We start from the raw sequence: 21,644 nt of genomic DNA, 5'->3' as shown, positions 1-21,644 counted from the left end.
TCAAACGATCTGTGGTGTCGCACGGCGTTGGCCCAGATCTGGCCTCTGCTGCCGCCACGAGTCCGTGCCATCCGTCAGCCTGAGCTTGATGAGATCGACCGCAGGTTCCATGCCACCACCGTGGGCTGGCCGGGTCGGGATGGCCAAGAGGGACAGTGGTGGCTGCGGCGTGTGCCACGGCACCTTGAAGCCGAGACCGCTCAGCGCAGTAGGCACGGCTGGCCCATGGGGTGGGATGTCATGGCCTTCCCAAAGCCGGAAGCGGTAGAGGTCACCGACTGAAACGCGGCAGAGCTCAGCGCATCTATCTCACCGGGTATGCAGGCTACGGCTGAGAGAGGATGCGGGCTCTGAGCAGGGTGAATGAGGCTCTGCCGTACATTTGACGCTTGATCGTTTTGATTCTGTTGACGTGGCCTTCGACGATGCCGGAGCTGTAGGGCAGTGTGAGGCCGGCGGTAACGGCGTGGAGGTCTTGGCGGATGGAGTCGGCGAAGATGCCGATGGCGTCGGGGCCGCTCAGCTCGGCCTTCTGAATCCAGTCCCGAAGCAGGTGCCCGCGGCGTTGGCGGACCATGTCGGTGAACTCCCGCGCGAGGTCGCAGGCCAGGGCGATCTCCGGGCAGGCAATCCGCACAGCGTCGAGTTGGGCAACATCGGCGGTGTTGAGTGACTCCTGAGGGCGCATGATCCATGAGGTGATGTCGCGAGGACGGGGAGTGATCGAGCGGGCGGGGACCGCGATGCCCTTCCGGATGGTCACTACGTAGCGGTGCACGACGTGGTATCCGCCGGTGTAGCCGAGGGCGAGCACCTCGCGATAGAGCTGCATCGAGCTGGTGCAGCCCGCGTGGAAGCGGCGCTGCACATACTCCATGAACGGGTCGAGGACACCGTGACCTCGGTCTTGAGCCGAGGCGAGAAGATCTACAAGATCCTTGTTCCGGTAGCGCCGGACCGTCTTGCGATCCAGCCGCAGTCGGCGGCCGATGGCGTTGAGTGGCAGGCCAGTGGCGGCGAGCTCGTTCACCTCCGCGTGGCGCTGTCGGATCCGGTCCAGGAGCGGAGTCTGCGGTGTGGCCAACGGCGGGCCCGCCTCTGGTTCGGCTGGCCGTCGGAGGCAGTCACGGTGTCGTCGGCAGGTCTTCTCGACTGCCGTGGAGAGGTTCTGGAGGAGATGCCAGCGATCTGCCACCTCCAGCGCGTCCGGGGCGGCCTGTTCGATGGCCTTGGTGAATGCCATCAGGCGGTCTCGGCAGATGATCTCGGCGCCGGGGTGCTCCTGGAGCCATGCGGCGACCGTGCCGGTTTCACGATCGGGCAATACGTCCACCGGCCTGGAGGACTCGACGTCGACGAGGACGGTGCCGTAGGTCCGGCCCTTGCGGAAAGCGAACTCGTCGATGCCGAGGATCCGGGGAGCTCGCGCTGGTGCAGGCGGAGCGGTTAGCTCGCCCAGGATGGATGTCCGTCGGCCGTAGAGCCGCAGCTTTGCGCAGAGGCGCGCGCCTGGGCGGCCGCCGAGCTCCACCGCGACTGACCGTATCGCCGACCGTGCCGCCGTCGAAGAGCGGCGTCGCGGCTCGGTCAGGCCAGCCACCTGTTCCACGAAAGTCCTGCGTGGGCATCGAGGCTGATCGCAGAAGAATCGGCGGACACGGAGACGGACGATCAACCGGCGGCCGCTGACAGGCAGCCCGGCTATGTGCCGCCAGTACCTGCTGTGAACGCGTGCGGCGGGATGCTGACACGCGGGACATGCTCCTGGCGGCCCGCAGCCAGCCGCGTCGATCATCATGCGGTCACCCGCGACAACGACCTGCCTCACGACCAGGGCCAGGCCGGGAAAGAGAACGTCCTCGACAGTCTCCAGCTCCATGACCGCGTGATCCCCTGGCGGAACGATCCTGCAATCTCTCCACCTTGCAGCGCATCCCGCCAATCGCGAGGTGTTGCAAGTGTGCGATCAAGGGGCCTGGTAGAAGGGGATGGGAATGTCGTGTGCCTTCAGGGCCGCCGTGTAGCGAGCCAGCAGCTCGTCGGGGTTGGAGAGGCGGAAGGCAGCCTCCTCCCGGGCTTCATCGACATCACCCTGGTCACAGGCCTTTACGATCCCAGCAACGTCGTCACGGATGCTCGAAAGGGAATCGCCCTGGATCAACACGCCCGGAAACCTTCGCGGGGGCAGACGGACTACCGCATCGTTACTCGCGTCCGTGAACAGCTCAACCTCTATACGTTCCATCCGGCCATCCAACCGCATGGCGACAGCTGGCCACGGTGCGCCTGTCTACCGCCTCGCTCACCTGCCGGCCACAGAGTCCCCAAGGACCTCCGTGCCGACCTGCCGCGCCAGCCACTCCGCCCGGGGGAGGTTCCCAAGGTTGGATAGGTGCACGAACACCGTGTGCTCGTCTGCGGGTAGCTCCCAGTCGATATCGAGGCTGTTGAAAGCGACTTCGACTGCCTCGTGCTTCACGTTCGCCAGGAGATCGAGCTCCGGTACGTCCGGCCAGCTGCCGCCCCAGTAGATCGAGGCGGGGCCACCGCCCAGGGCTTGAACGAAGAGATCCTCTAGCTCGTCGTCCACCGGCGTGTCGACGTCCACGCGGAACGGCAGCAACGGCACGAGCCCGTATGAATCCCTGGGCAACGTGTCCGCCCGGTACTCATGAGTCCACTGGTGCGAGTCGAATGGCACGCCCTGTGCGTTGGAGACAGCCTTCGGCAAGGCCTCCACCATCCTCCACATGTCTTCGGCCGTCTGCAGGTCAGCGGTCAGCTCGACAACCGAACCCCGCCTCTCCATCAGCGAGCACAGACGCCGTGCCAGCGCGAGCGTGTCCACTGCGCTGGCACTCCTGAAGAGGGGATAAGCCCTGGAGTCACCCATGAGCACCACGGTGCCACACCCGCCACCATCGCACCCAAGCGCATGGTGCAGAGCTCCGAATCTCGGCACGCTCTGACACCACGGAGCTTCGGTACCTGGGAACGCTCGCCGACTGGCACCATCCCGCGGGTGACGTAGACATCACGGAAGAGCGGTCAGAACCAAGTGGAACGCTCAGTCACACATGTCCTGTGACACGCAAGGCTGAGCGCGTGCCATCGAATGTGAGTGGTCTAGGCCACTCTTCCGTGTGCCGTCGCGGGAGGGCGGGTTCGGGCATCCTTGAGCTGCATGATCACCCGGAATGTCCCCACCGCCCCACCGAGCCCGCGGAGGCTGCTGTACTCCCTGCCTGCGATGGTCTTGGGGGTGGCGGCGATCCTGATCGGGGTCTGGCTGCTCCTCGTCCCCGTGCGCCAGGACCGGGCCGACGCCCGCGCCTACGACGCCGCCACCAACTGCGTGGCCGGAAGCCCGAGAGAGCGGGCGGGCGACTGCCTGAGCGCGGTGCCAGCCGTCCTGGAAGAAATCCGCAGCGAGGGCACCCGCAACCCGAGGATCTACCTGGAGGTCCGGCGGGAGGACGGTAGCCGGCAAGAGATCCGGCTGTCCCGCTCCACCAGTTCCTCCTTCGCACCCGCCGGCACCGCGCTGCGGCTGGTCAGCTGGCGGGGCGAGATCCGGCACGTCAACTACGGCACCGGAGAGGCCGCCAGGACCGTCTTCACCGAGCACAACCCGCGCACCGCCCACGAGACCCCGCTCGGCTGGGCCCTGGGCCTGGGGCCCGCGGGCGCCGCCCTGCTGTGGGGCGGGGCGTGGTTCACCTGGTTCTCCTCGCACTCCCGGCGGACCACCCCCTGGCAGTTCAACGTGCCGGTCTTGGGGCTCCTCCTCCTGGCCGTCATCCTGGGGACCTCCCCGATCATGTACGACAGCGTGCGCGAGACGCTGCGCTGGTCCGGGTTCCTCCTGGCGGGCGGGGTGGTCGCCATAGCCGCCAGCTGCCTCCACCAGATGAGGGCGAACACCGACACGATCCGGGTCCGCCCGCGCACGAGGAATCGAGACCGGACCTTCCCGGCCCTCCTGATCGGCGACACCGGCGGCCCCGGGGGCACCCCGCGCCACAGCCACATCGTCGTGGGCCCGGGCGTCCTCGCGTGGACCAACGACCCGAGCGGCCGTTCAGGGCGCACGCCGCTGCCACCCGGCCTGGTGCTGGAGCGGGTCCGACACCCGTACGCCACAGACCCCGGTCCCGCGCCGCGGGGCAACAAGTGGCAGTTCTTCCACGTGGCCCAGTGCCGGGACGGCGACACCGAGGTGCTCATCGCGGTCGAGCGGCGCGCCATGCCGTGGCTGGTCGGCGCGCTGGCGGCGCCGGGGGCCGCGTAGCCTCGCGGCTGCAGGGCGGCAAGCACCCGCACGTGCGGGCGTCCAGTACCTCCTCGATGACGGTGACGGGCACGGCTTCCGCCCGCACCAGCCCAAGCACGGCAACGTGACGGCCTACCCCTGGGCGCTGGCGCTCGACACCCTGGACAAACTCCGGGCGTCCTGACTGGCGAACGCGTGGGTTTGTTCACGGGACCGGGTTCTGGCTCAAGTTCTGTGGTCGATCAGGTTGCGCATCGCCCGCGTCTCATGCAATCCGAGGATGCTGCACGAGACCGCGCGCCATACGCACGTTGGGCAACCTGTCTCGCCACAGCTCACGCTCACCCGTGAGCTGGAATCCGTGGCGCTCGTAAAACCGGATCGCTCTCCTGTTGTACTCAGTCACCCACAGGTGCAGGGGAGCACCGTCCGCCCATAGGAAGAACTCACCCATCAGCTGACCGCCGATGCCCTGGCCTTGGGCTTCGTCCAGCAGATACATCGGTCCGAGGGACACCAATTCGTCCCGGCGGCCACAGAGGACACCAGTGATCTCAGCCCCGGATCGGACGACACGGCAGAAAAGCCGGTCAGGGTGGCGTGTGGCCTCGTCAATGAACTCTCGCCACTGCACAATGCCCTCGGTGGTGACAGCGGACCCTCGCTGCTCGCGGATCCACGTCTCATCAATGCCGGCGTCTTCGTTGGGGTAGGTCTGGAGCCAGGCCGTGAGCTGCATACGGCCCACGGATGCAGCATCGTCGGGACTGGGCGCTTCGATTAGGTGGACCATGGGCACCATTCTCAGAGGTGCAACTGACCTGCCGCATGCGGTTATGCCGCTGCTGGCCTGTCGATACCCAGAGGCGGCCAATGTTTGTCGGCGATCGGGGACGAAGCCCCGGCGAACTGGATGAACAGCGGGAACGGCAGACTAGGGCCTATGGACTCAGGACTTGCCGCGCTGCTGGGCGCCGCCGTCGGCTCCGCCACCACTCTCGGGGCCGCAATCGTCAACGGCCGTGCGCAGGCACGGTCCCAGCACGCCCAATGGAGCCGCCAGCATCGCCGCGACGCCTACGCCGGCTACCTGAGCGCTCTCCATGACCGCGACATCGCCATGGACGCCGTCCTCGACGCGCTGCGTTCAGAACAACCCGACCTCCCCGACATCGACGAGAAGATAGGCCGCTTCATCAGTCTGGCCCGCGAGGTCCACCGCGCCTGCGAAATCGTCATCCTCGAAGGGCCGGCACCCGTCGCGGAAGTAGCGGAGCGCGTCACCGTCGCCTCCAGCGACCTGTCACACGTCATGCGGCGGATGGCCGAGAGCGCCCACGCGGGCAACACCACCCGCAAGGCCGAAGACATCGCCCTTGCCGCCGAACGAGAGCGGACCCTCTACAAAGCCGTCAAGGACTTCCGCCTCGCGGCCCGCAACACCATCGGCAAAACCAACTGATCCAGGAACTCCGAGCCCGTCCCCCAGACCGTTGGGCGATTGAGGCGCTGTTCAGCCTGAACGTTAGACGTCAGGCACAGAACCTGTGCCGGAACCCGGGACCGGGCGCCAGATGTTCAGCGTTCCCGTGAACGAAGCCAAACGCGTTTCCCGGGGAGGCGACGGTACGGGGGCCGGCCTTCCACTGCGGCGTGCCCGGACAGTCACGCCCGGAGTTAGTCCGGGCATGAAGATCCAGTTCCTGACGGTGGCAGCCCTCGCCGCGGCCTTGCTGCCCATAGCCCTGGCCGGACCCGCCGGTGCCGCCGCGCCCACCATCAAGACCAAGACCGGGCAGGGACTCAAAGCCTGCCCAGCCGAGACCCTGTGCGTGTACGAGAACGAGGAGTACAACGCCTCCAAGCCCGCACGCATCTGGCTCCTCAACCGCGACCCCCTCACCTCCGAGCAGCCGCAGTGGAACCTCAAGAGCCACGAGGCCAAGAAGGGCCGCTCCGCCTACAACCACCAGCAGGAGTGGATGGCCACGCTGCACCAGGGCCACACGCTCGCCGAGTCCACCGAGGTCGTCATGATGCCCCGGGGCGCGAAGCTGCCCAGCCTCAACAACATCGACGGCGCGCACGGCGGCCGCAAGGTCACGTACAAGCAGGTCGGCGGCTCCGGCGGAAGGGTCCACTACGAGTTCACGGACGCAACCGTCAACCTGAACGGTCGCGTCGGCTCGGTCGAGATGATCCCTTCGGTCACGACATCGGGCGCGGCTCGCTGACAGGCAGAGCCCGTGAAGGGGTTCAGCCCGACGTGGTCGGCCGGTCGCCGTAGTTGAAGGCGGGTTCGGACGCAGGGGAGTACCACGGATCCCAGCTGGGGGTACTCACCTGTTCGGCGCCTCCATCGTCGTAGCCGCCTTCCCCGGGACTCCGGTGAACGTTCGCGTAGACGAGAACCTCTACGTCCGGCTCGCCGGGGGTTCGCCGGAGCCGGCAGGGGCCGGTCGACAGGAAGAGTTCCGAGATACGGCGAGAGGCTTCAAGCGCCGCCTCCTCAGGGCCCCGGATCTCGATCGTGATCACGCTCTCGTCACTCATGCTCCAGGAACCCGCCAACGGCGGAGCCGGTTCCGCTGTGCCGCCAGGTCCACTCCATCGAGTTCGGCGTCAAGGCGCTGGCTGTGCCAGGACTTCCTTCGAGGCGGGCTCGGGTGGTCTTCGCGGGGTAGGCGCGGTGGGTAAGGTCGCGGTGGAGTTTTCGAGAGGGTTTGGGGTGGTTATGCCTCGTCAGATGCGGGTGGGTGTCCGTACGGTGACGGCTGTTCTGCTGGCGGTTGGTCTCGCGGGCTGCAACCCGGGGGTGTCGGCCGGCGGTGACGCCAAGCCGTCCCTGCCTGGGCAAGGCAAGGGCGGAGCACAAGGCGCCCAAGGGGCTCCGGCGCTTCCGGGGCTATCGACGGCGGCGGTCGCCCGCAGCCAGCTCGGCGGGTTGAAGATGGCCGGCCAGCAGGCGATGACCGGCTACAGCCGGGAGAAGTTCACGCACTGGAGCAGCCAGGGCGACAGTTGTGACACCCGTGAAGTCGTCCTGGAGCGCTCGGGTAAGGGCGTGAAGCGCGATGCCGCGTGCAAGGCCGTCTCCGGCACCTGGGTATCGGTCTACGACGGGATCACCGTCACCGACGCGGGGAAGCTCGACATCGACCACATGGTCCCCCTAGCCAATGCCTGGCGTTCGGGCGCCGGGGCGTGGACGGCGGAGCGGCGTAAGGATTTCGCCAACGACCTGACCCGCCCCCAGCTTCTCGCGGTGTCCGCGGCGACGAACCGCGGCAAGGGCGACCAAGGGCCCGAGGACTGGCAGCCCCCGGCCAAGGGCTACTGGTGCACGTACGCGACGGCGTGGACGAACGTGAAGAGCACCTACCAGCTCACGGTGACCGAGGCGGAGAAGAAGAAGCTGACCGAGATGCTGGAGACGTGCTCATGACCGACCACCAGCCCGACACCACCCCCCAGCCTGACGGCGGCGCCGTCCCGGAGGGGTCGGTCCCGTTGACCGACCACGTGAAGGCGGGGCCGGGCGGGGCGATGACGGATGAGGTGGGCGTCATCACCGGTGACGTCACCCTGACGACCGAGGCGGGCCCGGACGGTAGGGCCTCAGTACGGGTCCAGTACACCGGTGCGGAGGAGTGGTACACCCTCACCGGCAGCCCTGCCCGGCTGTCACCCGGCGGCCTTGCCGCGTTCCACAAGCAGGTCGTCGAGGCCGTGAAGGCCGGAGGCGCAGCCGAGGTCCCCGCCACCACTTCGTGAAAACCCGCCTGCCCGGCGGCACGGCTGCGGCATCGTCGTGTTCAGGCAGCCCCGCACCGCGGGCCGCCTGAACACGGGGCAAAAGGGGGCGGGCCATGGTGAGTAGGCGCGAGACCTGGACGACGGAGGAGTTCGGCACCTCCCACACGGGCGCGGTCGAGGCCGTCCTCGCTGATGGCACCGTCCCGGCCCCGGTGTACTTCGACAGCGGCTCGGGTGGGGGAGGGGACCCGGTCTCGCAGTGGAGCGTCTACGACGGCCACTGGCCCCACACACCGAAAGCAGCCGCACTGCGCGCGGTGTGCTCCTGCGACTGGACCGGCCCCGAACACCACCTGGACTGGGAGGCGATCGGTGACCAGGACCTGGCCGAGGGCGGGAGCGAGCAGGCAGACGCGAGCGAACGCGACTGGGACGGCCACACCGCCCAGGTCGAGACGACGACCGTGCCATTGCCGGAGACGATCACCCTGCTGCTGGAGCGGTTGGAGGAGGAGATCGACAAGCTGACGAAGACCTCCCCGGTCGCGGGCGTGCGGGCGGCCCGCCGCCTGGAAGTCGTTGCCGAGCGGGTCGGGTACTGGGCGGCCCGGCACACCGCGGCGGATCTGGACACCGCGCAGGCCGCCGTGCACTTGGGCCTCAACGAGGATGCGGCACGCAAGCTGATGGCCCGCTTCGGACGCTGGAGCCCGTACCGCTGACCAAGACGGCCCGGCCGGGTTGTCGGCCCGCCTCGAACGGCGTGCGGGGTAGCCGGGTACGCCCCACCCGCCACCCTGCCGGGGCTGCGCCCGCGGACACGGCGGGCACGCGGTTCACGGGCGCGCCTGCCGTGTCCCAACTTCTTGAACTTGGAGGCCTACGGCGCGGTCTCGTAGACGACGGTCGTCGTCGGGCAGTCCTCCGCGAGCCCCAGGAGCGCCTGGACGCGCCGCCGAACACCCTCACAGCCAAAACGTTCCCCGCGCCCGGTGCCAGGTGATCACCGGTGAGCTCCGTCTCGGCGTGGCCTCACATGCTGGTGGTCCCCCGGCAACCACAAGCAGCCCCCGGGCGCCGCGGTCACCACAGGATGAAGCGCCCTCTTAGCCCAAGCGCTCAGGGACCCTCGGGAATGTACTACCGCCGCCGCATGCTCTGACAGATTGCGTCGCGGAGATGTGGCTACGGCCCGGCATGCCGGAAGGCGCTCGTCATGCTGCAGGATGACCGAGGCGCTCCGCTCCTGGCGCCGTTCGCCACCGGGAGCGGATCTTCTTTCGCGCAGCAGATCGCTGAGCGCAGTCAGGGTGGCCGTGGGCATAGCGATGTCCACGGGCCGATACCTCAGGTGAATGGCAAATGAGCAAGGTCAGCGCTCGTCGGCTGGGGTTAGCTGGTGGATCAGCTTGCGGAGCTTCGTGCTGGACACGTGGATCTCCGAGTAGCGTCCTTTTGATCACAAAGGAGGTCTGCTCCTTCTTTGGTCAGGTTGCTCTCTGTTTCATAACACTTGATCATCTTCCTGTGTAGCGTGGGTGGTTGTGTACCCATTTGCGGGCGAAGCGGGTCGCTACGGTTCCTCTCGGTGTCGCGTTCCTTGCGACCGTGAGCATTAAGGATTCGAGTGGCTATTCGTAGAAGACCGGGCATGCCGTTGTGGCGTGCCCGCGCGTTGGCAGGTACTCCGGGACGGGCCGGTGTAACGGCGGTCGGCCTGGCGTTGGTGATGGCCGTTTCGGCGCTCCAGGGTTCTGAGACCGCGCTGGCCGCCCCCCAGCCGGCGCCTGCCGGGACGCCGGAGTCGGCAGCCGCCACTTCCGCCGCGGACATACCCTCGGCCCGTGTGGCCGCCCGCCTGTCGGGCAAGCGGGTGGAGGCCTTGTCGGAGCGGACTGAGACGTCGACGACGTGGGTGAACAAAGACGGTTCGCTGACGTCTGAGGTGACGGCAGGCCCGATCCGCTTCAAGGACGCCACCACCGGCCAGTGGCGTGACGTGGACGTCAACCTCACCGCGGCCCCCGATGGTTCGGTGGCGTCGAAGGCGCATCCGCAGGGGCTGCGGCTGTCCGGGAAGAAGGGGACAAAGGCCCAGTCACTGGCCGCGGCCCAGTCGACAGGCGGCACCGACCTGGTGACCCTGGGCCAGGGAGACGAGGCGATCACGCTGCAGTGGCGCGGGGGCCTGCCCGCCCCGCAGCTGGACGGCACGCGGGCGACGTACGCGGACGCGGTGCCGGGTGCGGACGTGGTCGTCGAGGCGACCCGTACCGGGTTTGAGCAGTTCGTCGAGGTCAAGGCGAAGCCGGCGGCCGGTTTCGCCTACACGCTGCCGCTGAAGACCAAGGGCTTGAAGGTCGAGCAGCAGGCAGACGGCAGCGTGCTGTTCACCGACAAGAAGTCGAAGAAGACGGCGACGATGCCCGCCCCCGTCATGTGGGATGCGACCGTCGATCCGGCCTCCGGTGAACACACCCGCCGGGCGAAGGTCGCACTGAAGGTCGTCAAGACCAAGGACGGCGTCGACCTCGTCATCACGCCGGACGCGGGATTCCTCGCGGACCCGGCGACGAAGTACCCGGTCACGGTCGACCCGTCGACCTCGTCTCTGGGTAGCGTCTTCGACACCTACGTTCAGCAGGGCGAGACCGTCGACTGGTCCAACGACACCGAGCTGGACCTCGGCAACCCCGGCACGAAGAATGCCGACGGCACGTGGCGCACGGCCCGTTCCTTCATCACCTGGAACACCTCGCCGATCGTGGACGCGCTGGTTTCCGACGCGAAGCTGTCGCTGTTCGACTTCCACTCCGGGAACACCGACTGCTCCGCCCAGCCCTGGGAGGTGTGGACCTCCAACACCCCCACCACCGCCTCGCGCTGGACAAACCAGCCGGCGATGGTGACCAAGATGGCCACCTCCACCGAGACCAAGGGCAACCCGGGCTGCGCCTCGCAGCCGGACGGCTGGATCAACGCGGACATCACGAGCCTGGTCCAGCAGTGGGCCAGCAATAAGTCGACGTCCTCCAGCATGGGGCTGCGGGCCACCGACGAGAACAATGCCAAGCAGTGGAAGCGGGTCAACTCTGCCAACGCCTCGGCCAACGTCCCCAAGCTCACCGTCACCTACAACTACCGGCCCCGTACTGGTACGAAGCAGGAGGCCGGCGCGCCGTTCTTCTCCTACGGCGGCGCCTACGTGGTCAACTCGGCCACGCCCGTGCTCAGGGACACCTTCGTGGACGCGAACGGTGACAAGGTCAACGGCACCTTCCAGATCTTCGACTCTGCCACCGACACCCAGGTCGGCAACGTGCTGGTCTCCCCGTACGTTCCTTCGGGGCAGGTCGCCTCGGTGACTGTCCCCGCAGGTGTGCTGACCAACGGCAAGACATACAAGTTCCGGACTTCTCCGTACGACGGCACGCACTACAACGCAGGCTGGTCAGCGTGGAAGACCTTCACGGTCGACACCTCCGCCCCGTCCGCCCCATCCGCTGTCACCTCGACCGACTACCCGTCGAACGGCTGGGTCAAGGGCGCCGGCCAGCCCGGAACCTTCAGCGTCACCCCGCCCGCGGCCGACCACAATTGGCTGGAATGGTCCCTGGACGGTGAGACCTGGACCAAGGTCCCCACCAGCGGCACCTCCGGCGCCAAGGCCATCTCCGTGACCCCGCCCAAGGACGGCACCCACACCTTCGAGGTCCGGTCCGTCGACAAGGCGGACAACAAGTCCGAGTCGGTGGCGTACACCTTCCACGCGGGTCCGGGCGGGTTCGTCCAGCCCGGCGCCGGTGACCGTACCGCCCGCCGGCTGCCGCTGCTCGCCGAGGCGGACGGCGCCAAGTATGACAAGGCGTCCTTCTCCTGGCGGCGTTCCGAGGCCGACGCGTGGACGCAGATCCCTCCGGGCCACGTCACGGCCGGCGGCACCTCCCTCACGGCCTGGCCCGTACCGCTCGCGGGTGGCAAGACCGCGGGGCTGGTGTGGAACGCCACCGACACTGTGGATCCCGACGGTAGCGTCCAGATCAAGGCCGACTTCACCGGCCCCAACGCGGTCACCGGGGCGACGGAGCCGCTGACGGTGGTCGTGGACCGCAACGCCTCCGGCGCGACGTCCTCCGAGGCCGGACCCGGCTCGGTGAATCTGCTCACCGGCAACTTCGGCCTTTCCGCTGATGACGCCTCAGCCTTCGGTCTCTCCGTCTCCCGCACGGCTTCCTCCCGCACCCCGGACAAGGGCGCCACGCAGGAGGGCCAGGCGCCCATCTTCGGTAAGGAGTGGGTGGCCGGCACGGTCGCCGAGATCGGCACCGCCGATTACTCGCACCTGCGGCGGATCTCCGACACCTCGGTCGCCGTGATCGACGTCAAGGGCGACAAACTGCACTTCACCGCCAACGCGGCGAAGAACGGCTGGATCCCCGAGCCGGGCGCGGAGGGCCTGGTGCTCACGGGCAGTGTCACCGGGACCTTCACCCTGTCCGACAGCCAGGGCACGGTAACCGCCTTCACCAAGCCCGACCCCGCCGTGCCGACCTGGCAGGTGTCCTCGACCCTGCGGGACGGACTGACGAATACCGAGACCAAGATCGTCTCAGGCAAGACCACCTACCAGGGCAAGGCCGTCGCCTTCCCGCAGTGGGTCATCGCGCCCACCTCCGCAGCTCAGGCCGCAACCTGCGCTGCAACCCCGGCCACCAAGGGCTGCCGGATGCTGGAGTTCGTCTACCCCGCCTCCACCACCGCCACCACCTTCACCCTCGGCGACATCCTCGGGCAGGTGAAGAGCGTCCGCCTGTGGGCCACCGCGCCCGGAGCCAGCGCGTCCACCGCCCAAGAGGTCGCCGCCTACGCCTACGACAGCGCCGGCCGCCTCCGCGCAGCATGGAACCCGCAGATCTCTCCGGCGCTGAAGACCGCCTACGAGTACGATTCAGCGGGCCGTGTGACCCGGCTGACCCCGCCCGGTGAACTGCCGTGGACCTTCACCTACGGAAAGGCCGGCAACGCCTCCACCGCCGGAGACGGAATGCTCCTCAAGGCTGCCCGGTCCGGCCTGAAGCAGGCCACCGCCGACGTTGAGGAAGGCACCGCGGCCACCACCGTGGTCTACGACGTACCGCTGACCGGCACCGCCGCGCCCTACGGCATGGGTACCGCCGACGTACAGGCCTGGGGGCAGCACGACGCCCCGACCGACGCCACCGCGGTCTTCCCCGCCGACGCCGTCCCGGCGTCCAACGACGGCGCCTCCCTGACGGCTGCCGCCTACAAGCGGGCCACCGTGCACTACATGGGAGTCTCCGGCCGCGAGTCCAACCTCGCCGCCCCCGGCGGCCACATCTCCACCACCGACTACGACCGCTTCGGCAACCCGACCCGCGAACTCACCGCCGGCAACCGGGCCATCGCGCTCGGCAGCGACTCCACGGCACAGGCCACTCGCGCCGACCTCGGCATCGAACGGCTCACCACCGCTGAGCGGGCCGACCTGCTGGCAAACCGCACGGTCTACAACGACGCCGGGACCCGCCAGCTGGAGGAGTTCGGTCCGCTGCGCCGGATCGACCTGACCGCCGACCTCAAGTCGGGCACCACCGTCCTCGTCCCCATCGGCACCTCGGTGACCGCGCGCTCCTGGACCGTCACCGAGTACGACGCGGGCCGGCCCACGAACGGCACCGCCAAGGTCAGCGACCAGGTCACCAAGGTCACCACCGGTGCGCAGGTGCGCGAGCACCCCACCGTCCAGGGCGAGAAGCGCGCGGTGCAGACCGTGTACGACTGGGCCAAGGGCCTGCCCACCCAGACAGTCAAGGACCCGGGCGGGCTCGCGATCACCGAGACCACGGAGTACGACGCCCAGGGCCGGGTCGTCAAGCAACTCCTGCCCGGTGCCACCGGCACGGACGCCGCGACCCGCGTGACCGCCTACTGGTCCGCCACCGGCACCGGCACCTGCCAGGGCCGCCCCGAGTGGGCCGACCAAGTGTGCTTCACCGGACCGGCCGGCACCGTGACGGGCGGCGGCTCCCAGCCCTCCCAGCTACCGACTACGACCACCGAGTACGACTGGTACGGCAACCCGGCCAAGACCATCGACACGGCGAACGGCTCCACCCGGACCTCGACCACCACCTTCGACGGCGCCGGCCGCGCGACCAAGGTCGCCCTCACCGGCGGGGTCGGCCAAGCGGTCCCGGACATCACCACCGAGTACGACCCGGTCACCGGCCGGGCCGTGAAGACCACCTCCGCGACCGGCGGGACGCTCACCAAGGCGTTCGACAAGCTCGGCCGACTCATCTCCTACACCGACGCCGACGGCGGCGTCACCACCACCGAGTACGACCTGCTCAACCGGCCGATCAAGGTCGCCGACAGCGCACCCTCGACCGTCACTTACACCTACGACCACACCACCGAGCCCCGCGGCCTGCCGACGTCGGTCTCCGACTCCGTCGCCGGCACCTTCCAGGCCGTCTACGGACCGAACGGCTCCATAGCCAGCGAGAAACTGCCCGGCGGGTACACCGCCACGGTCAGGCAGGACCCGACCGGGACAGCCGTGGCCCGCACCTATACCCGTGACAGCGACGGAACCGCCGTCTACTCCGACACGGCGACCGAGACGGTCCACGGCCAGGCCGCGTCTCACGCGGGCTGGTCCACCCAGGACTTCCGCTACGACAACATCGGCCGCCTGACCGGAGTCGACGACACCTCCAACACCCTGTGCACGCGCCGCGGATACACCTTCGACGCACGTGCCAACCGCAAGTCCCTGACCACCGCCACCGGGGCCCCCGGCGCGGACTGTCCTGCCACCGCAGGCACCACCACCAACAACACCCACGACAGCGCCGACCGGCTGGCCGACACCGGCTACACCTACGACGCGTTCGGCCGCACCACGGCTCTGCCCGGCAGCACGCTCGGCTACTACACCAACGACCTCGCCTACCAGCAGACGGTGAACAACACGCGTCAGACCTGGGCGCTCGATCCCGCGCTGCGGTTCCGCTCCTGGACGGCGGAGACGAGCAACGGCTCGACGTGGACGCAGACCGCCTCCAAGCTCAACCACTACTCCGCAGACGGCGACAACCCCCGGTGGATCGTGGAGAACGCCTCCACCGGCACCCTGACCCGCAACGTCAACGGCATCGCCGGAGGGCTCGCGGCCACCACGAGCAAGACCGGAAGCACCGTCCTGCAGCTGACCAACGTCCACGGAGACGTAGCCCTGCAGCTGCCCCTGGACGCGGCCCAGGCCCCCGTCGCCCTCGACCACGACGAGTACGGCAACGCCCGGCCCGACCAGGCGGCCACCCGCTACGGCTGGCTGGGCGCCAACCAGCGCTCCACCGAGACGCCCGGCGGACTCACCCTCATGGGCGTCCGGCTCTACAGCCCCGCCCTCGGCCGCTTCCTGTCGATCGACCCGATCGCGGGCGGCAGCTGCAACCGGTACGAGTACGCCTGCGCCGACCCGCGCAACAAGTACGACCTGGACGGCACCTACCTCATGGAGCGCGTCCAGACGGACTGCAACTCCTATAACTGCGTCCGCATGCGCCGCATCTGTGAGAGCTCGTCGCACAAGTGCTCGCTGCAGTGGGACATGTGGTTCCGCAGGGCCTGGAGCGGCGCCTACATCGAAGCCGGCTGGCGCTACGAACTGTCGGTCAGCGGACACAGGGTCACCTCCGGCAGCTACAGCCACGGCGAACTGGGATGGTACAACTTCCACGGGTACTGGTACGGCAACGGAGCCCGAGGCAAGCACAGCTGCTATGGCTTCACCTGCTGGAACGACCCGGGCGACTCCGTGCAGTTCCACGCACAGGGCATCGCCCGGTTCGGATACACCAGGTACTGGTGGGACCGGTTCCAGAATTTCGGTGGCGGAGGCAGCTACCGCTGACCCAAGCGCACTGAAATGCACTGACCCCGCTGAGCCGTCCCTGACGGCTCAGCGGGAGCACCTCACACACTGATCGCCCGGATCAACGCGCGACATCGCATCAAATCGGCTGACCCGGCCTGCCAGGCCGGGTCAGCCGACTCATTTGCCATCCAGAGGAGGCACATATGGACGCAAGCGAGCTCGAGCTTCGCTACGAGCAGCTCCTTGCGCAGTGGCTGGAGCGTGTCGAGGGCGAGCTGGGTTTCCAGGTCACCCAAGGCCCGCCGGCCGACTGGATCCGCGACGTCTACCGCGACCACGGGGAGCTGCCCGCAGATCGGTTCGCGCAGATCGCCTTCGAGCGGAAGCTCCGTTTGGTCCTGGACGCGTTTCCAGCGGTGGCCGCGTCCGCCGAGCGGGACACGGGCCTCCGTGTCGAACTTCGGCCGGACGCGACTCATCCTTCGCCCGACTTTCCCGCGGGGACCGTCATGGTGGCCGAGTTGGCCATCCAGTCGTTCGAGCCCGCCGGGGTACGCGCGGAAGTCGCCGACGCCGTCCAGACGTACCTCGCCGACCGCTATGGACGGCTCTGGCCGCTCTGTCAGGAACACGATAGAGGCCTGCACGCCGTCACGTACGAAAACGAAGCGCTCTGGTGGTGCAGGGCGCAAGACCATCCGGCCAGCCGGATCCCGCTCGAATAGGTGGCCCACCTGATCACCGGGAGCACTGGTCTGCCCGCAGCCTTGGACCGAAGTCCTTAGCACAGGGCAGCCCAGCCATCCGGTCCCGTTGCGGACCGCGCTGCCGTCGACCGGCCGCCTTCACGGTGAGGAGGGCTATCGATCAGCGCCCGCGCCAGGTCCCTCGTCCCCGAGATCCAGAAGGTCTGCCGCAGGCCGCTCGTGAAGCAGGCGGCACGCCCGCGTGAGCCGCTGATGGTGGCACGCGGTCAGCCGATGATGGCGACGGGGGCGTCCCAGGCGTTGCGGTCGACGTTGATGGTGTAGCCGTTGCGGGTTTCCTTGCTGTTGGCTTTGTACTGGTGGCCTCGGCTGTGGTTGGTGTAGAGCTTCGGATCCCAGGGCCAGTCGTTCGTGGTGGTTTCCTGGCCGTTCCACAGGGCGTACCAGAGGTTGCCCGGCAGGTCGGTGCGGTCCTTGGTGGTGGCGATCGCTTTGGCGCTCGAGCTGCTGAAGCCGTAGAGCCCGGCGCGGTAGGTCTTGGCGCGCAGTGTTTTGGTGAAGGACCGTACGTAGGCAAGGGTGGCGTCGTTGCATGCCTTGTCGGCGATGTCGTACGGCTCCATGTTGAGGTAGATCGGGCTGCCGGCCTTGATGCCGAGGGCCGAGGCTTGGGCGATCGCGTCGTTGGCGTTGCCGGCTCCGACCGAGGCCGCGGTGGCCGCGGTGAACCTCTCCTTGTTCCCGCTCGTCTGGCAGGGTGGCTGGGCGCCGACGTAGAGGGGGATGATCCGCCAGCCGAGGGTGTCGACCGACTTCACCCAGGGCTTGGTGAGGCTGGGCTGGGCGCAGCCGCGGTTCTTGCCGCCGATGTAGACGGCTGCGCCACCGTAGTAGGCGTCCTTCTTCCATGCCTGCATCGCCGGGAGCGAGGGGGCCGTGCAGGCATCGAATGCCCGACCCGTGTAGGTCCTCTGCGCAGGCCACGCCGTGGTCGCCGTGGCGGTCTGTGCCGCTATGCCGGCACCGGCCACGACAGCGACGCCGGTCATCGACATGGCGATGTAGCGGCCCTTTTTGGACAGCCGATGCTTCGGCATACCCCACCCCGTCCGTTCTCCGGCCCCGGGCTTCCGGGGCTGGCACACACTATCCGGGCTGCTGCTGACGAGGCGATGTCCGTGATCGTCTGGCATGGCTCGGCCTGGCGAGCGGTCTGCTCGTCATCGTGATCGGCATCCGGCTCCTGTACTGCGCTCTCCGCAGCCGAACCCCACATCACGACCACCACCACGGGCACGGGCACCACCACGGGCACGAGCACTCGCACAGCCATGAGCCGCCGCCCGGACTGCCGAACTCCCGCCGCGCACCGGACAGCACGACGGCCGACGGCACCACGGTGGTCTTGACCCAACCAGCCCCAGCAGCCCCGCACCACCATCACCACGACGCATCCGCTCACACTCACGCCCCTGCCCGGCACGGACGCTGGGCCCTGGTCGGCGTCGGTATCGCAGGCGGCCTCGTCCCCAGCCCGTCCGCAGTGATCGTCCTCCTTGGCGCCGTCGCCCTCGGCCGCACCGCCCTCTGCGTGCTCCTCGTGATCGGCTACGGGCTGGGCATGGCGGCCACGCTCACCCTCGCCGGCCTCCTCCTCGTGCGGCTACGTGACCGCATCTCGGCCCGGGCCGCCGGGCGGGCCTCGGCAAAGCAGAAGACGCTGGGGCGCATGGGCCCCGCCGCCACCGCGGCACTCGTACTCCTCGTGGGTATTGGCCTGGCGGCGCGCGCCGCCACCGGCGTGTAGGCAAGACAGCAGCGGCCGGGCAGACCTGCGTGCGGGTCGAGGTCCGCACCAGGGTCTGGGCGAACCGCGAGGCCCCCCTTGGGTAATGCTAATTCGTACCAATCCGGTCGGCTCCTGTCTTCGAATCACGGGTTGGAGGCGTAAGCCGGTGGCTTACGGCGCTGGAACCCACGAGGTCCTGGGCGCGGAGGACGCAGGGGTGAGCGAGAGGGAGTGCACTGATGGGCGCACGAACGATCGGGCGCGGCGTTGCCGCGATAGCACTGGCTGCCGGCTTCGGTGTGGCCGGGATAGGAGCCGCGGGAGCGACTCCGCAGTCACACCATCGTGATCACGGCGTCTCGGGAACGGTGACGTCAAGGATCGAGCTCAATGTCCGCCAGCACCCGTGGACGCATTCACACGTCGTGTGGAGCCTTTCCCCGGGCAGCCATGTGAAGCTGGCCTGCCAGCAGAACGGCTGGTACCACCTGGCCGACGGTGCCGGTTGGGTCGATTCCCGCTACGTCCACGCCCACGAGTGGGTTCAGTACTGCTGACCACGGTGGGTGACCGGGAAGGCCGCGCGCTGTCGTGGTTGCCCCGGTCGGTTCCGCCGAGTTGAGCAGCGCCAGCGGCGCTGCCCAACTTGACGGGATGCGGTGACCCTGCGGGAGGCGGATGGCGCCGAGCTTGTTCGCCACCGAGCCGACGGCCCGGCCGGTGGACAGGACCAGCTCAACCGCGTCCCGCTTAAAAGACTCCACCGATTACCAGGCGAAACTCACCAGAGCGCATCCCCTGAAACCCGCGGTTCGATCTTCCAGAGATCAGCACAAATCGTGGCACACTCAGCGCACGTTCTATCCCTGGAGGGAGCCATGTGCCCCTCTCTGCCACCCAACGCGAACGCCTGGCGCGGTCAACCCTGGCGACCCCGCCGACTGAACCCGCGCGGTTCCTGGAGACCCAAACGTCCCAAGCACCCCTGGATTGTCGTGGTCCTGGTGCTTCTCGGTCTTCTCGTGGGCCTGGGCAGCCTAGGGGCGCTGCTCGATAAGGGTCAGAACCGTACCTCCGGCGCGGCTGCGCCGACGGCGACCTCCGCGCCTCAGCCGCCCACCCACTCATCGGCCCAACCGCCCGAAAAGCCTCGCCACCATTCATCCGCACCCACGACGAAGCCGCCTGCCGGACCCTCCGCCAGCCCTGCGCCCCGAAGCCGAAGCCGCCCTCGCCAGTTCTGTCTGCCGTGACCGTGATCCGCGTCATCGACGGTGACACCCTGGAGTTGCGCGGCGACGGCCGGGTCCTATCGAAGGACAAGGTGGCCCGGGTGCGGCTTCTGGAGATCGACACGCCGGAGCGCGGCGCCTGTTTCGCCGACGACGCCACTGCCCGCACTACCGCGCTGCTGCCAACGGGCAGCCGTGTCCGCATCGAACGCGACACTCAGCTCTACGACCGCTACGACCGGTACCTGCTGTGTGTGTGGAACGAGCGAGGCGCCCTCGTTAACGAGTCCCTCGTCCGCAGTGGTCACGCCAAGGCCGTCCTATACCCACCCAACGCCAAGTACTGGACCAGGATCTCTGAAGCCGGGGACGCAGCCCAACGGAGCGGCGCTGGACTGTGGACCGCCTGCCCCGAGCAACCAGGGGTCGTGGTGGCATCGGTGGAATGAAGGATCCATTCAGCTGTGATGAGCCGGCGCTCCAGGCCCGGGCGGGGATTGTGGGCCGGGCTGCCGCCCGCCGCGCCGTCGCCTCCAGGGCCGTCGGAACCGCCGACCTCAACGTTCTGCTGGACATCCTCGGCTTGCTGCCCGAGGACGACCCCCGGGAAGAAGGCCGGCAGTGCCCCAGCGGGTTCTGGCGCCGGGGCGAGGGGGCCCGGTGCTCCTCCGTGGAGTGGTGAGGGGGGCCGATTGCGGGGGACACGCCGGTGCAGCTGCTCTCGGGCGGGTGGTGTGGCCGTGGTGCCGTTGGGCAGGCGCGGAGGGGAGGGTAGGGATTCTTCCGGCTGGCGACCGCAGGCCCTAACCCAAGTGATGGAAGGCTTCTCCGATGTCGCAGGTGAGAGAATCGATCGTGGTTGATGTGCCGGTCGCGACGGCCTACAACCAGTGGACGCAGTTTGAGTCGTTCCCACAGTTCATGAGTGGCGTGGAGCGGATCGAGCAGCGCACGGACACGCTGACGCACTGGGTGACGAAAGTCGCCGGGGTGGAGCGGGAATTCGACGCGGAGATCACGGAGCAGGTCCCAGACCAGAAGGTCGCCTGGGTGACGGTGGGCGGGGAGGCCGAGCAATCGGGGCTGGTCACGTTCCGGCCGATCGACCAGGTGCACACGGAGGTGACGCTGATGATGGACTTCGATCCCGAGGGGATGGCGGAGAACATCGGCGACAAGCTCGGCTTCGTGGACCGGCAGGTCAAGGGCGACCTGAAGCGGTTCAAGCACTTCATCGAGGACCGCGGAACCGCGACGGGCTCTTGGCGGGGCAGCGTCTGACCGGTCCGCGGCACCCGCCTGGACGGCAGGTTCCGGTTCCGATCAAGGCGGCCGCCGCAGAGCATGCGCGGCGGCCGCTGGTGCACTCGGCTGCGGGCGCTGGCGCCTCAGCCAGCCAGGGCGACGAGTCTTCGGTACCCGAGCTGGTCGACCCGCCGGGCGGTGAGGTGGACGTGAACGTCGGCGAGGTACCCCTTCAGGGCGCTGTACCCGGCCGTGTACGCCTCCTCCTGCTCACTGGCGTCCGGAGGCATCCAGAAGTACACCTCGGCCGTGTCGGGCATGTAGAGAACGTCGGCGTCCTCCTCGCGGCACAGTCGGCCGTCCTCGTCCGGTGTCCGCGGACAGACGGCGGGGTCCTCGTACTGCAGCGGGTTCACGTACACCGTCACCACGACATGATCGTGAAGGTGCGGTCCGCCCGGGTCAACGTCGCGTGACCGGCGTGCAGGGCTCCCATCGTGATCACTAGGCCCACCGACCCCGACCATGCGTCACGCTCGCCGTCTACGGCCACGATCCTGCCCTCCCGTTCAGGCCCGTTGTCGACGAGGCGACGGCGGCCGTGCCGCGCTCGAGATACGGAACGCAGAAGCTGGTCTGCGAGACCGTTCGGCATCACTGCTTCACCCGCCCGCGCTGGGACGGGAGGGCGACCCGTGACCATCTACAGCAGTGCAAGTGGGGCGTTTGTGTTCGG

The 21,644-nt window shown here is 68.3% G+C and carries 21 protein-coding genes; 13 read left to right on the top strand and 8 right to left on the bottom strand.

Annotated elements, in window-relative coordinates; genetic code table 11:
• Nucleotides 1–325: 325 nt before the first annotated feature.
• The 3 genes from ACFYYB_RS26375 to ACFYYB_RS26365 form a co-directional block, all read right to left on the bottom strand.
• The gene (locus ACFYYB_RS26375; RefSeq protein WP_389438447.1) at nucleotides 326–1,795 is read right to left on the bottom strand and encodes an ISL3 family transposase; all 1,470 of its coding nucleotides are present in this window, start codon (nucleotides 1,793–1,795) and stop codon (nucleotides 326–328) included.
• 171 nt (nucleotides 1,796–1,966) lie between these two features.
• On the bottom strand, nucleotides 1,967–2,245 hold the full coding sequence (locus ACFYYB_RS26370; protein ID WP_389438024.1) for a DUF6959 family protein: 279 nt from the start codon (nucleotides 2,243–2,245) through the stop codon (nucleotides 1,967–1,969).
• A gap of 57 nt (nucleotides 2,246–2,302) precedes the next feature.
• A complete protein-coding gene (locus ACFYYB_RS26365; protein WP_389438022.1) occupies nucleotides 2,303–2,893 on the bottom strand; it encodes a hypothetical protein in 591 nt (196 codons plus the stop codon).
• A gap of 291 nt (nucleotides 2,894–3,184) precedes the next feature.
• On the opposite strand from ACFYYB_RS26365, the gene ACFYYB_RS26360 reads away from it, so the two are divergent.
• Nucleotides 3,185–4,291 carry a hypothetical protein gene (locus tag ACFYYB_RS26360; protein WP_389438021.1) on the top strand — a complete coding sequence of 369 codons (1,107 nt, stop codon included), beginning with the start codon at nucleotides 3,185–3,187 and terminating at the stop codon, nucleotides 4,289–4,291.
• A 247-nt stretch (nucleotides 4,292–4,538) separates the two neighbouring features.
• On the opposite strand, the gene ACFYYB_RS26355 is transcribed toward ACFYYB_RS26360, so the two are convergent.
• Nucleotides 4,539–5,012, bottom strand: a complete 474-nt coding sequence (locus ACFYYB_RS26355) for a GNAT family N-acetyltransferase (RefSeq protein ID WP_389438446.1) — start codon at nucleotides 5,010–5,012, stop codon at nucleotides 4,539–4,541.
• Nucleotides 5,013–5,216: 204 nt separating this feature from the next.
• On the opposite strand from ACFYYB_RS26355, the gene ACFYYB_RS26350 reads away from it, so the two are divergent.
• Nucleotides 5,217–5,735, top strand: a complete 519-nt coding sequence (locus ACFYYB_RS26350; protein WP_389438020.1) for a proline dehydrogenase — start codon at nucleotides 5,217–5,219, stop codon at nucleotides 5,733–5,735.
• A gap of 226 nt (nucleotides 5,736–5,961) precedes the next feature.
• On the top strand, nucleotides 5,962–6,507 hold the full coding sequence (locus ACFYYB_RS26345; RefSeq protein WP_389438019.1) for a hypothetical protein: 546 nt from the start codon (nucleotides 5,962–5,964) through the stop codon (nucleotides 6,505–6,507).
• Between the two features lie 22 nt (nucleotides 6,508–6,529).
• Here ACFYYB_RS26345 and ACFYYB_RS26340 read toward each other — a convergent pair whose 3' ends face one another.
• Nucleotides 6,530–6,826 carry a hypothetical protein gene (locus ACFYYB_RS26340; protein ID WP_389438018.1) on the bottom strand — a complete coding sequence of 99 codons (297 nt, stop codon included), beginning with the start codon at nucleotides 6,824–6,826 and terminating at the stop codon, nucleotides 6,530–6,532.
• 193 nt (nucleotides 6,827–7,019) lie between these two features.
• On the opposite strand from ACFYYB_RS26340, the gene ACFYYB_RS26335 reads away from it, so the two are divergent.
• The 5 genes from ACFYYB_RS26335 to ACFYYB_RS26315 all read left to right on the top strand — a co-directional run bounded on the left by ACFYYB_RS26335 (nucleotide 7,020) and on the right by ACFYYB_RS26315 (nucleotide 16,660).
• The gene (locus ACFYYB_RS26335) at nucleotides 7,020–7,718 is read left to right on the top strand and encodes an HNH endonuclease family protein (RefSeq protein ID WP_389438444.1); all 699 of its coding nucleotides are present in this window, start codon (nucleotides 7,020–7,022) and stop codon (nucleotides 7,716–7,718) included.
• Complete coding sequence (locus ACFYYB_RS26330) at nucleotides 7,715–8,047, top strand: hypothetical protein (protein ID WP_389438016.1); 333 nt, start codon at nucleotides 7,715–7,717, stop codon at nucleotides 8,045–8,047. Before ACFYYB_RS26335 ends, ACFYYB_RS26330 begins: the two co-directional genes overlap by 4 nt.
• A gap of 95 nt (nucleotides 8,048–8,142) precedes the next feature.
• Nucleotides 8,143–8,751: a hypothetical protein gene (locus ACFYYB_RS26325; RefSeq protein WP_389438015.1), complete on the top strand. Its 609-nt coding sequence runs from the start codon at nucleotides 8,143–8,145 to the stop codon at nucleotides 8,749–8,751.
• Between the two features lie 1,007 nt (nucleotides 8,752–9,758).
• Nucleotides 9,759–15,971, top strand: a complete 6,213-nt coding sequence (locus tag ACFYYB_RS26320) for a DNRLRE domain-containing protein (RefSeq protein WP_389438014.1) — start codon at nucleotides 9,759–9,761, stop codon at nucleotides 15,969–15,971.
• A 167-nt stretch (nucleotides 15,972–16,138) separates the two neighbouring features.
• A complete protein-coding gene (locus tag ACFYYB_RS26315; protein WP_389438013.1) occupies nucleotides 16,139–16,660 on the top strand; it encodes a hypothetical protein in 522 nt (173 codons plus the stop codon).
• 248 nt (nucleotides 16,661–16,908) lie between these two features.
• On the opposite strand, the gene ACFYYB_RS26310 is transcribed toward ACFYYB_RS26315, so the two are convergent.
• Nucleotides 16,909–17,739: a glycoside hydrolase domain-containing protein gene (locus ACFYYB_RS26310; protein WP_389438012.1), complete on the bottom strand. Its 831-nt coding sequence runs from the start codon at nucleotides 17,737–17,739 to the stop codon at nucleotides 16,909–16,911.
• A gap of 446 nt (nucleotides 17,740–18,185) precedes the next feature.
• Between ACFYYB_RS26310 and ACFYYB_RS26305 the strand changes: the two genes are divergently transcribed.
• The 5 genes from ACFYYB_RS26305 to ACFYYB_RS26285 all read left to right on the top strand — a co-directional run bounded on the left by ACFYYB_RS26305 (nucleotide 18,186) and on the right by ACFYYB_RS26285 (nucleotide 20,944).
• On the top strand, nucleotides 18,186–18,449 hold the full coding sequence (locus tag ACFYYB_RS26305) for a hypothetical protein (protein ID WP_389438011.1): 264 nt from the start codon (nucleotides 18,186–18,188) through the stop codon (nucleotides 18,447–18,449).
• A gap of 221 nt (nucleotides 18,450–18,670) precedes the next feature.
• Entirely contained in the window at nucleotides 18,671–18,988 is a 318-nt protein-coding gene (locus tag ACFYYB_RS26300; RefSeq protein ID WP_389438010.1) for an SH3 domain-containing protein, read from the top strand.
• Between the two features lie 692 nt (nucleotides 18,989–19,680).
• A complete protein-coding gene (locus ACFYYB_RS26295) occupies nucleotides 19,681–20,112 on the top strand; it encodes a thermonuclease family protein (RefSeq protein ID WP_389438009.1) in 432 nt (143 codons plus the stop codon).
• Nucleotides 20,109–20,345, top strand: coding sequence for a hypothetical protein (locus ACFYYB_RS26290; RefSeq protein WP_389438007.1), 237 nt, complete (start codon nucleotides 20,109–20,111; stop codon nucleotides 20,343–20,345). Before ACFYYB_RS26295 ends, ACFYYB_RS26290 begins: the two co-directional genes overlap by 4 nt.
• A gap of 149 nt (nucleotides 20,346–20,494) precedes the next feature.
• Complete coding sequence (locus ACFYYB_RS26285; protein ID WP_389438005.1) at nucleotides 20,495–20,944, top strand: SRPBCC family protein; 450 nt, start codon at nucleotides 20,495–20,497, stop codon at nucleotides 20,942–20,944.
• 107 nt (nucleotides 20,945–21,051) lie between these two features.
• On the opposite strand, the gene ACFYYB_RS26280 is transcribed toward ACFYYB_RS26285, so the two are convergent.
• Complete coding sequence (locus tag ACFYYB_RS26280; RefSeq protein ID WP_389438003.1) at nucleotides 21,052–21,339, bottom strand: pantoate--beta-alanine ligase; 288 nt, start codon at nucleotides 21,337–21,339, stop codon at nucleotides 21,052–21,054.
• Entirely contained in the window at nucleotides 21,333–21,563 is a 231-nt protein-coding gene (locus tag ACFYYB_RS26275) for a pantoate--beta-alanine ligase (protein ID WP_389438002.1), read from the bottom strand. Before ACFYYB_RS26275 ends, ACFYYB_RS26280 begins: the two co-directional genes overlap by 7 nt.
• Between the last annotated feature and the right edge of the window lie 81 nt (nucleotides 21,564–21,644).

It is taken from the genome of Streptomyces sp. NPDC002886 (assembly GCF_042888445.1).
Lineage (GTDB): Bacteria > Actinomycetota > Actinomycetes > Streptomycetales > Streptomycetaceae > Streptomyces.
This window is presented reverse-complemented; position numbering and strand designations above follow the sequence as displayed.

Excerpts from the sequence above, each read along its gene's own strand:
- ACFYYB_RS26350 (WP_389438020.1), top strand. The coding sequence starts at position 5,217 with ATGGACTCAGGACTTGCCGCGCTGCTGGGCGCCGCCGTCGGCTCCGCC.
- ACFYYB_RS26375 (WP_389438447.1), bottom strand. The coding sequence starts at position 1,795 with ATGATCGACGCGGCTGGCTGCGGGCCGCCAGGAGCATGTCCCGCGTGT.
- ACFYYB_RS26360 (WP_389438021.1), top strand. The coding sequence starts at position 3,185 with ATGATCACCCGGAATGTCCCCACCGCCCCACCGAGCCCGCGGAGGCTG.
- ACFYYB_RS26330 (WP_389438016.1), top strand. The coding sequence starts at position 7,715 with ATGACCGACCACCAGCCCGACACCACCCCCCAGCCTGACGGCGGCGCC.
- ACFYYB_RS26310 (WP_389438012.1), bottom strand. The coding sequence starts at position 17,739 with ATGCCGAAGCATCGGCTGTCCAAAAAGGGCCGCTACATCGCCATGTCG.
- ACFYYB_RS26355 (WP_389438446.1), bottom strand. The coding sequence starts at position 5,012 with ATGCAGCTCACGGCCTGGCTCCAGACCTACCCCAACGAAGACGCCGGC.
- ACFYYB_RS26290 (WP_389438007.1), top strand. The coding sequence starts at position 20,109 with ATGAAGGATCCATTCAGCTGTGATGAGCCGGCGCTCCAGGCCCGGGCG.
- ACFYYB_RS26345 (WP_389438019.1), top strand. The coding sequence starts at position 5,962 with ATGAAGATCCAGTTCCTGACGGTGGCAGCCCTCGCCGCGGCCTTGCTG.
- ACFYYB_RS26300 (WP_389438010.1), top strand. The coding sequence starts at position 18,671 with ATGGGCGCACGAACGATCGGGCGCGGCGTTGCCGCGATAGCACTGGCT.
- ACFYYB_RS26325 (WP_389438015.1), top strand. The coding sequence starts at position 8,143 with ATGGTGAGTAGGCGCGAGACCTGGACGACGGAGGAGTTCGGCACCTCC.
- ACFYYB_RS26320 (WP_389438014.1), top strand. The coding sequence starts at position 9,759 with ATGGCCGTTTCGGCGCTCCAGGGTTCTGAGACCGCGCTGGCCGCCCCC.
- ACFYYB_RS26315 (WP_389438013.1), top strand. The coding sequence starts at position 16,139 with ATGGACGCAAGCGAGCTCGAGCTTCGCTACGAGCAGCTCCTTGCGCAG.
- ACFYYB_RS26340 (WP_389438018.1), bottom strand. The coding sequence starts at position 6,826 with ATGAGTGACGAGAGCGTGATCACGATCGAGATCCGGGGCCCTGAGGAG.
- ACFYYB_RS26365 (WP_389438022.1), bottom strand. The coding sequence starts at position 2,893 with ATGGGTGACTCCAGGGCTTATCCCCTCTTCAGGAGTGCCAGCGCAGTG.
- ACFYYB_RS26285 (WP_389438005.1), top strand. The coding sequence starts at position 20,495 with ATGTCGCAGGTGAGAGAATCGATCGTGGTTGATGTGCCGGTCGCGACG.
- ACFYYB_RS26275 (WP_389438002.1), bottom strand. The coding sequence starts at position 21,563 with ATGCCGAACGGTCTCGCAGACCAGCTTCTGCGTTCCGTATCTCGAGCG.
- ACFYYB_RS26335 (WP_389438444.1), top strand. The coding sequence starts at position 7,020 with ATGCGGGTGGGTGTCCGTACGGTGACGGCTGTTCTGCTGGCGGTTGGT.
- ACFYYB_RS26370 (WP_389438024.1), bottom strand. The coding sequence starts at position 2,245 with ATGGAACGTATAGAGGTTGAGCTGTTCACGGACGCGAGTAACGATGCG.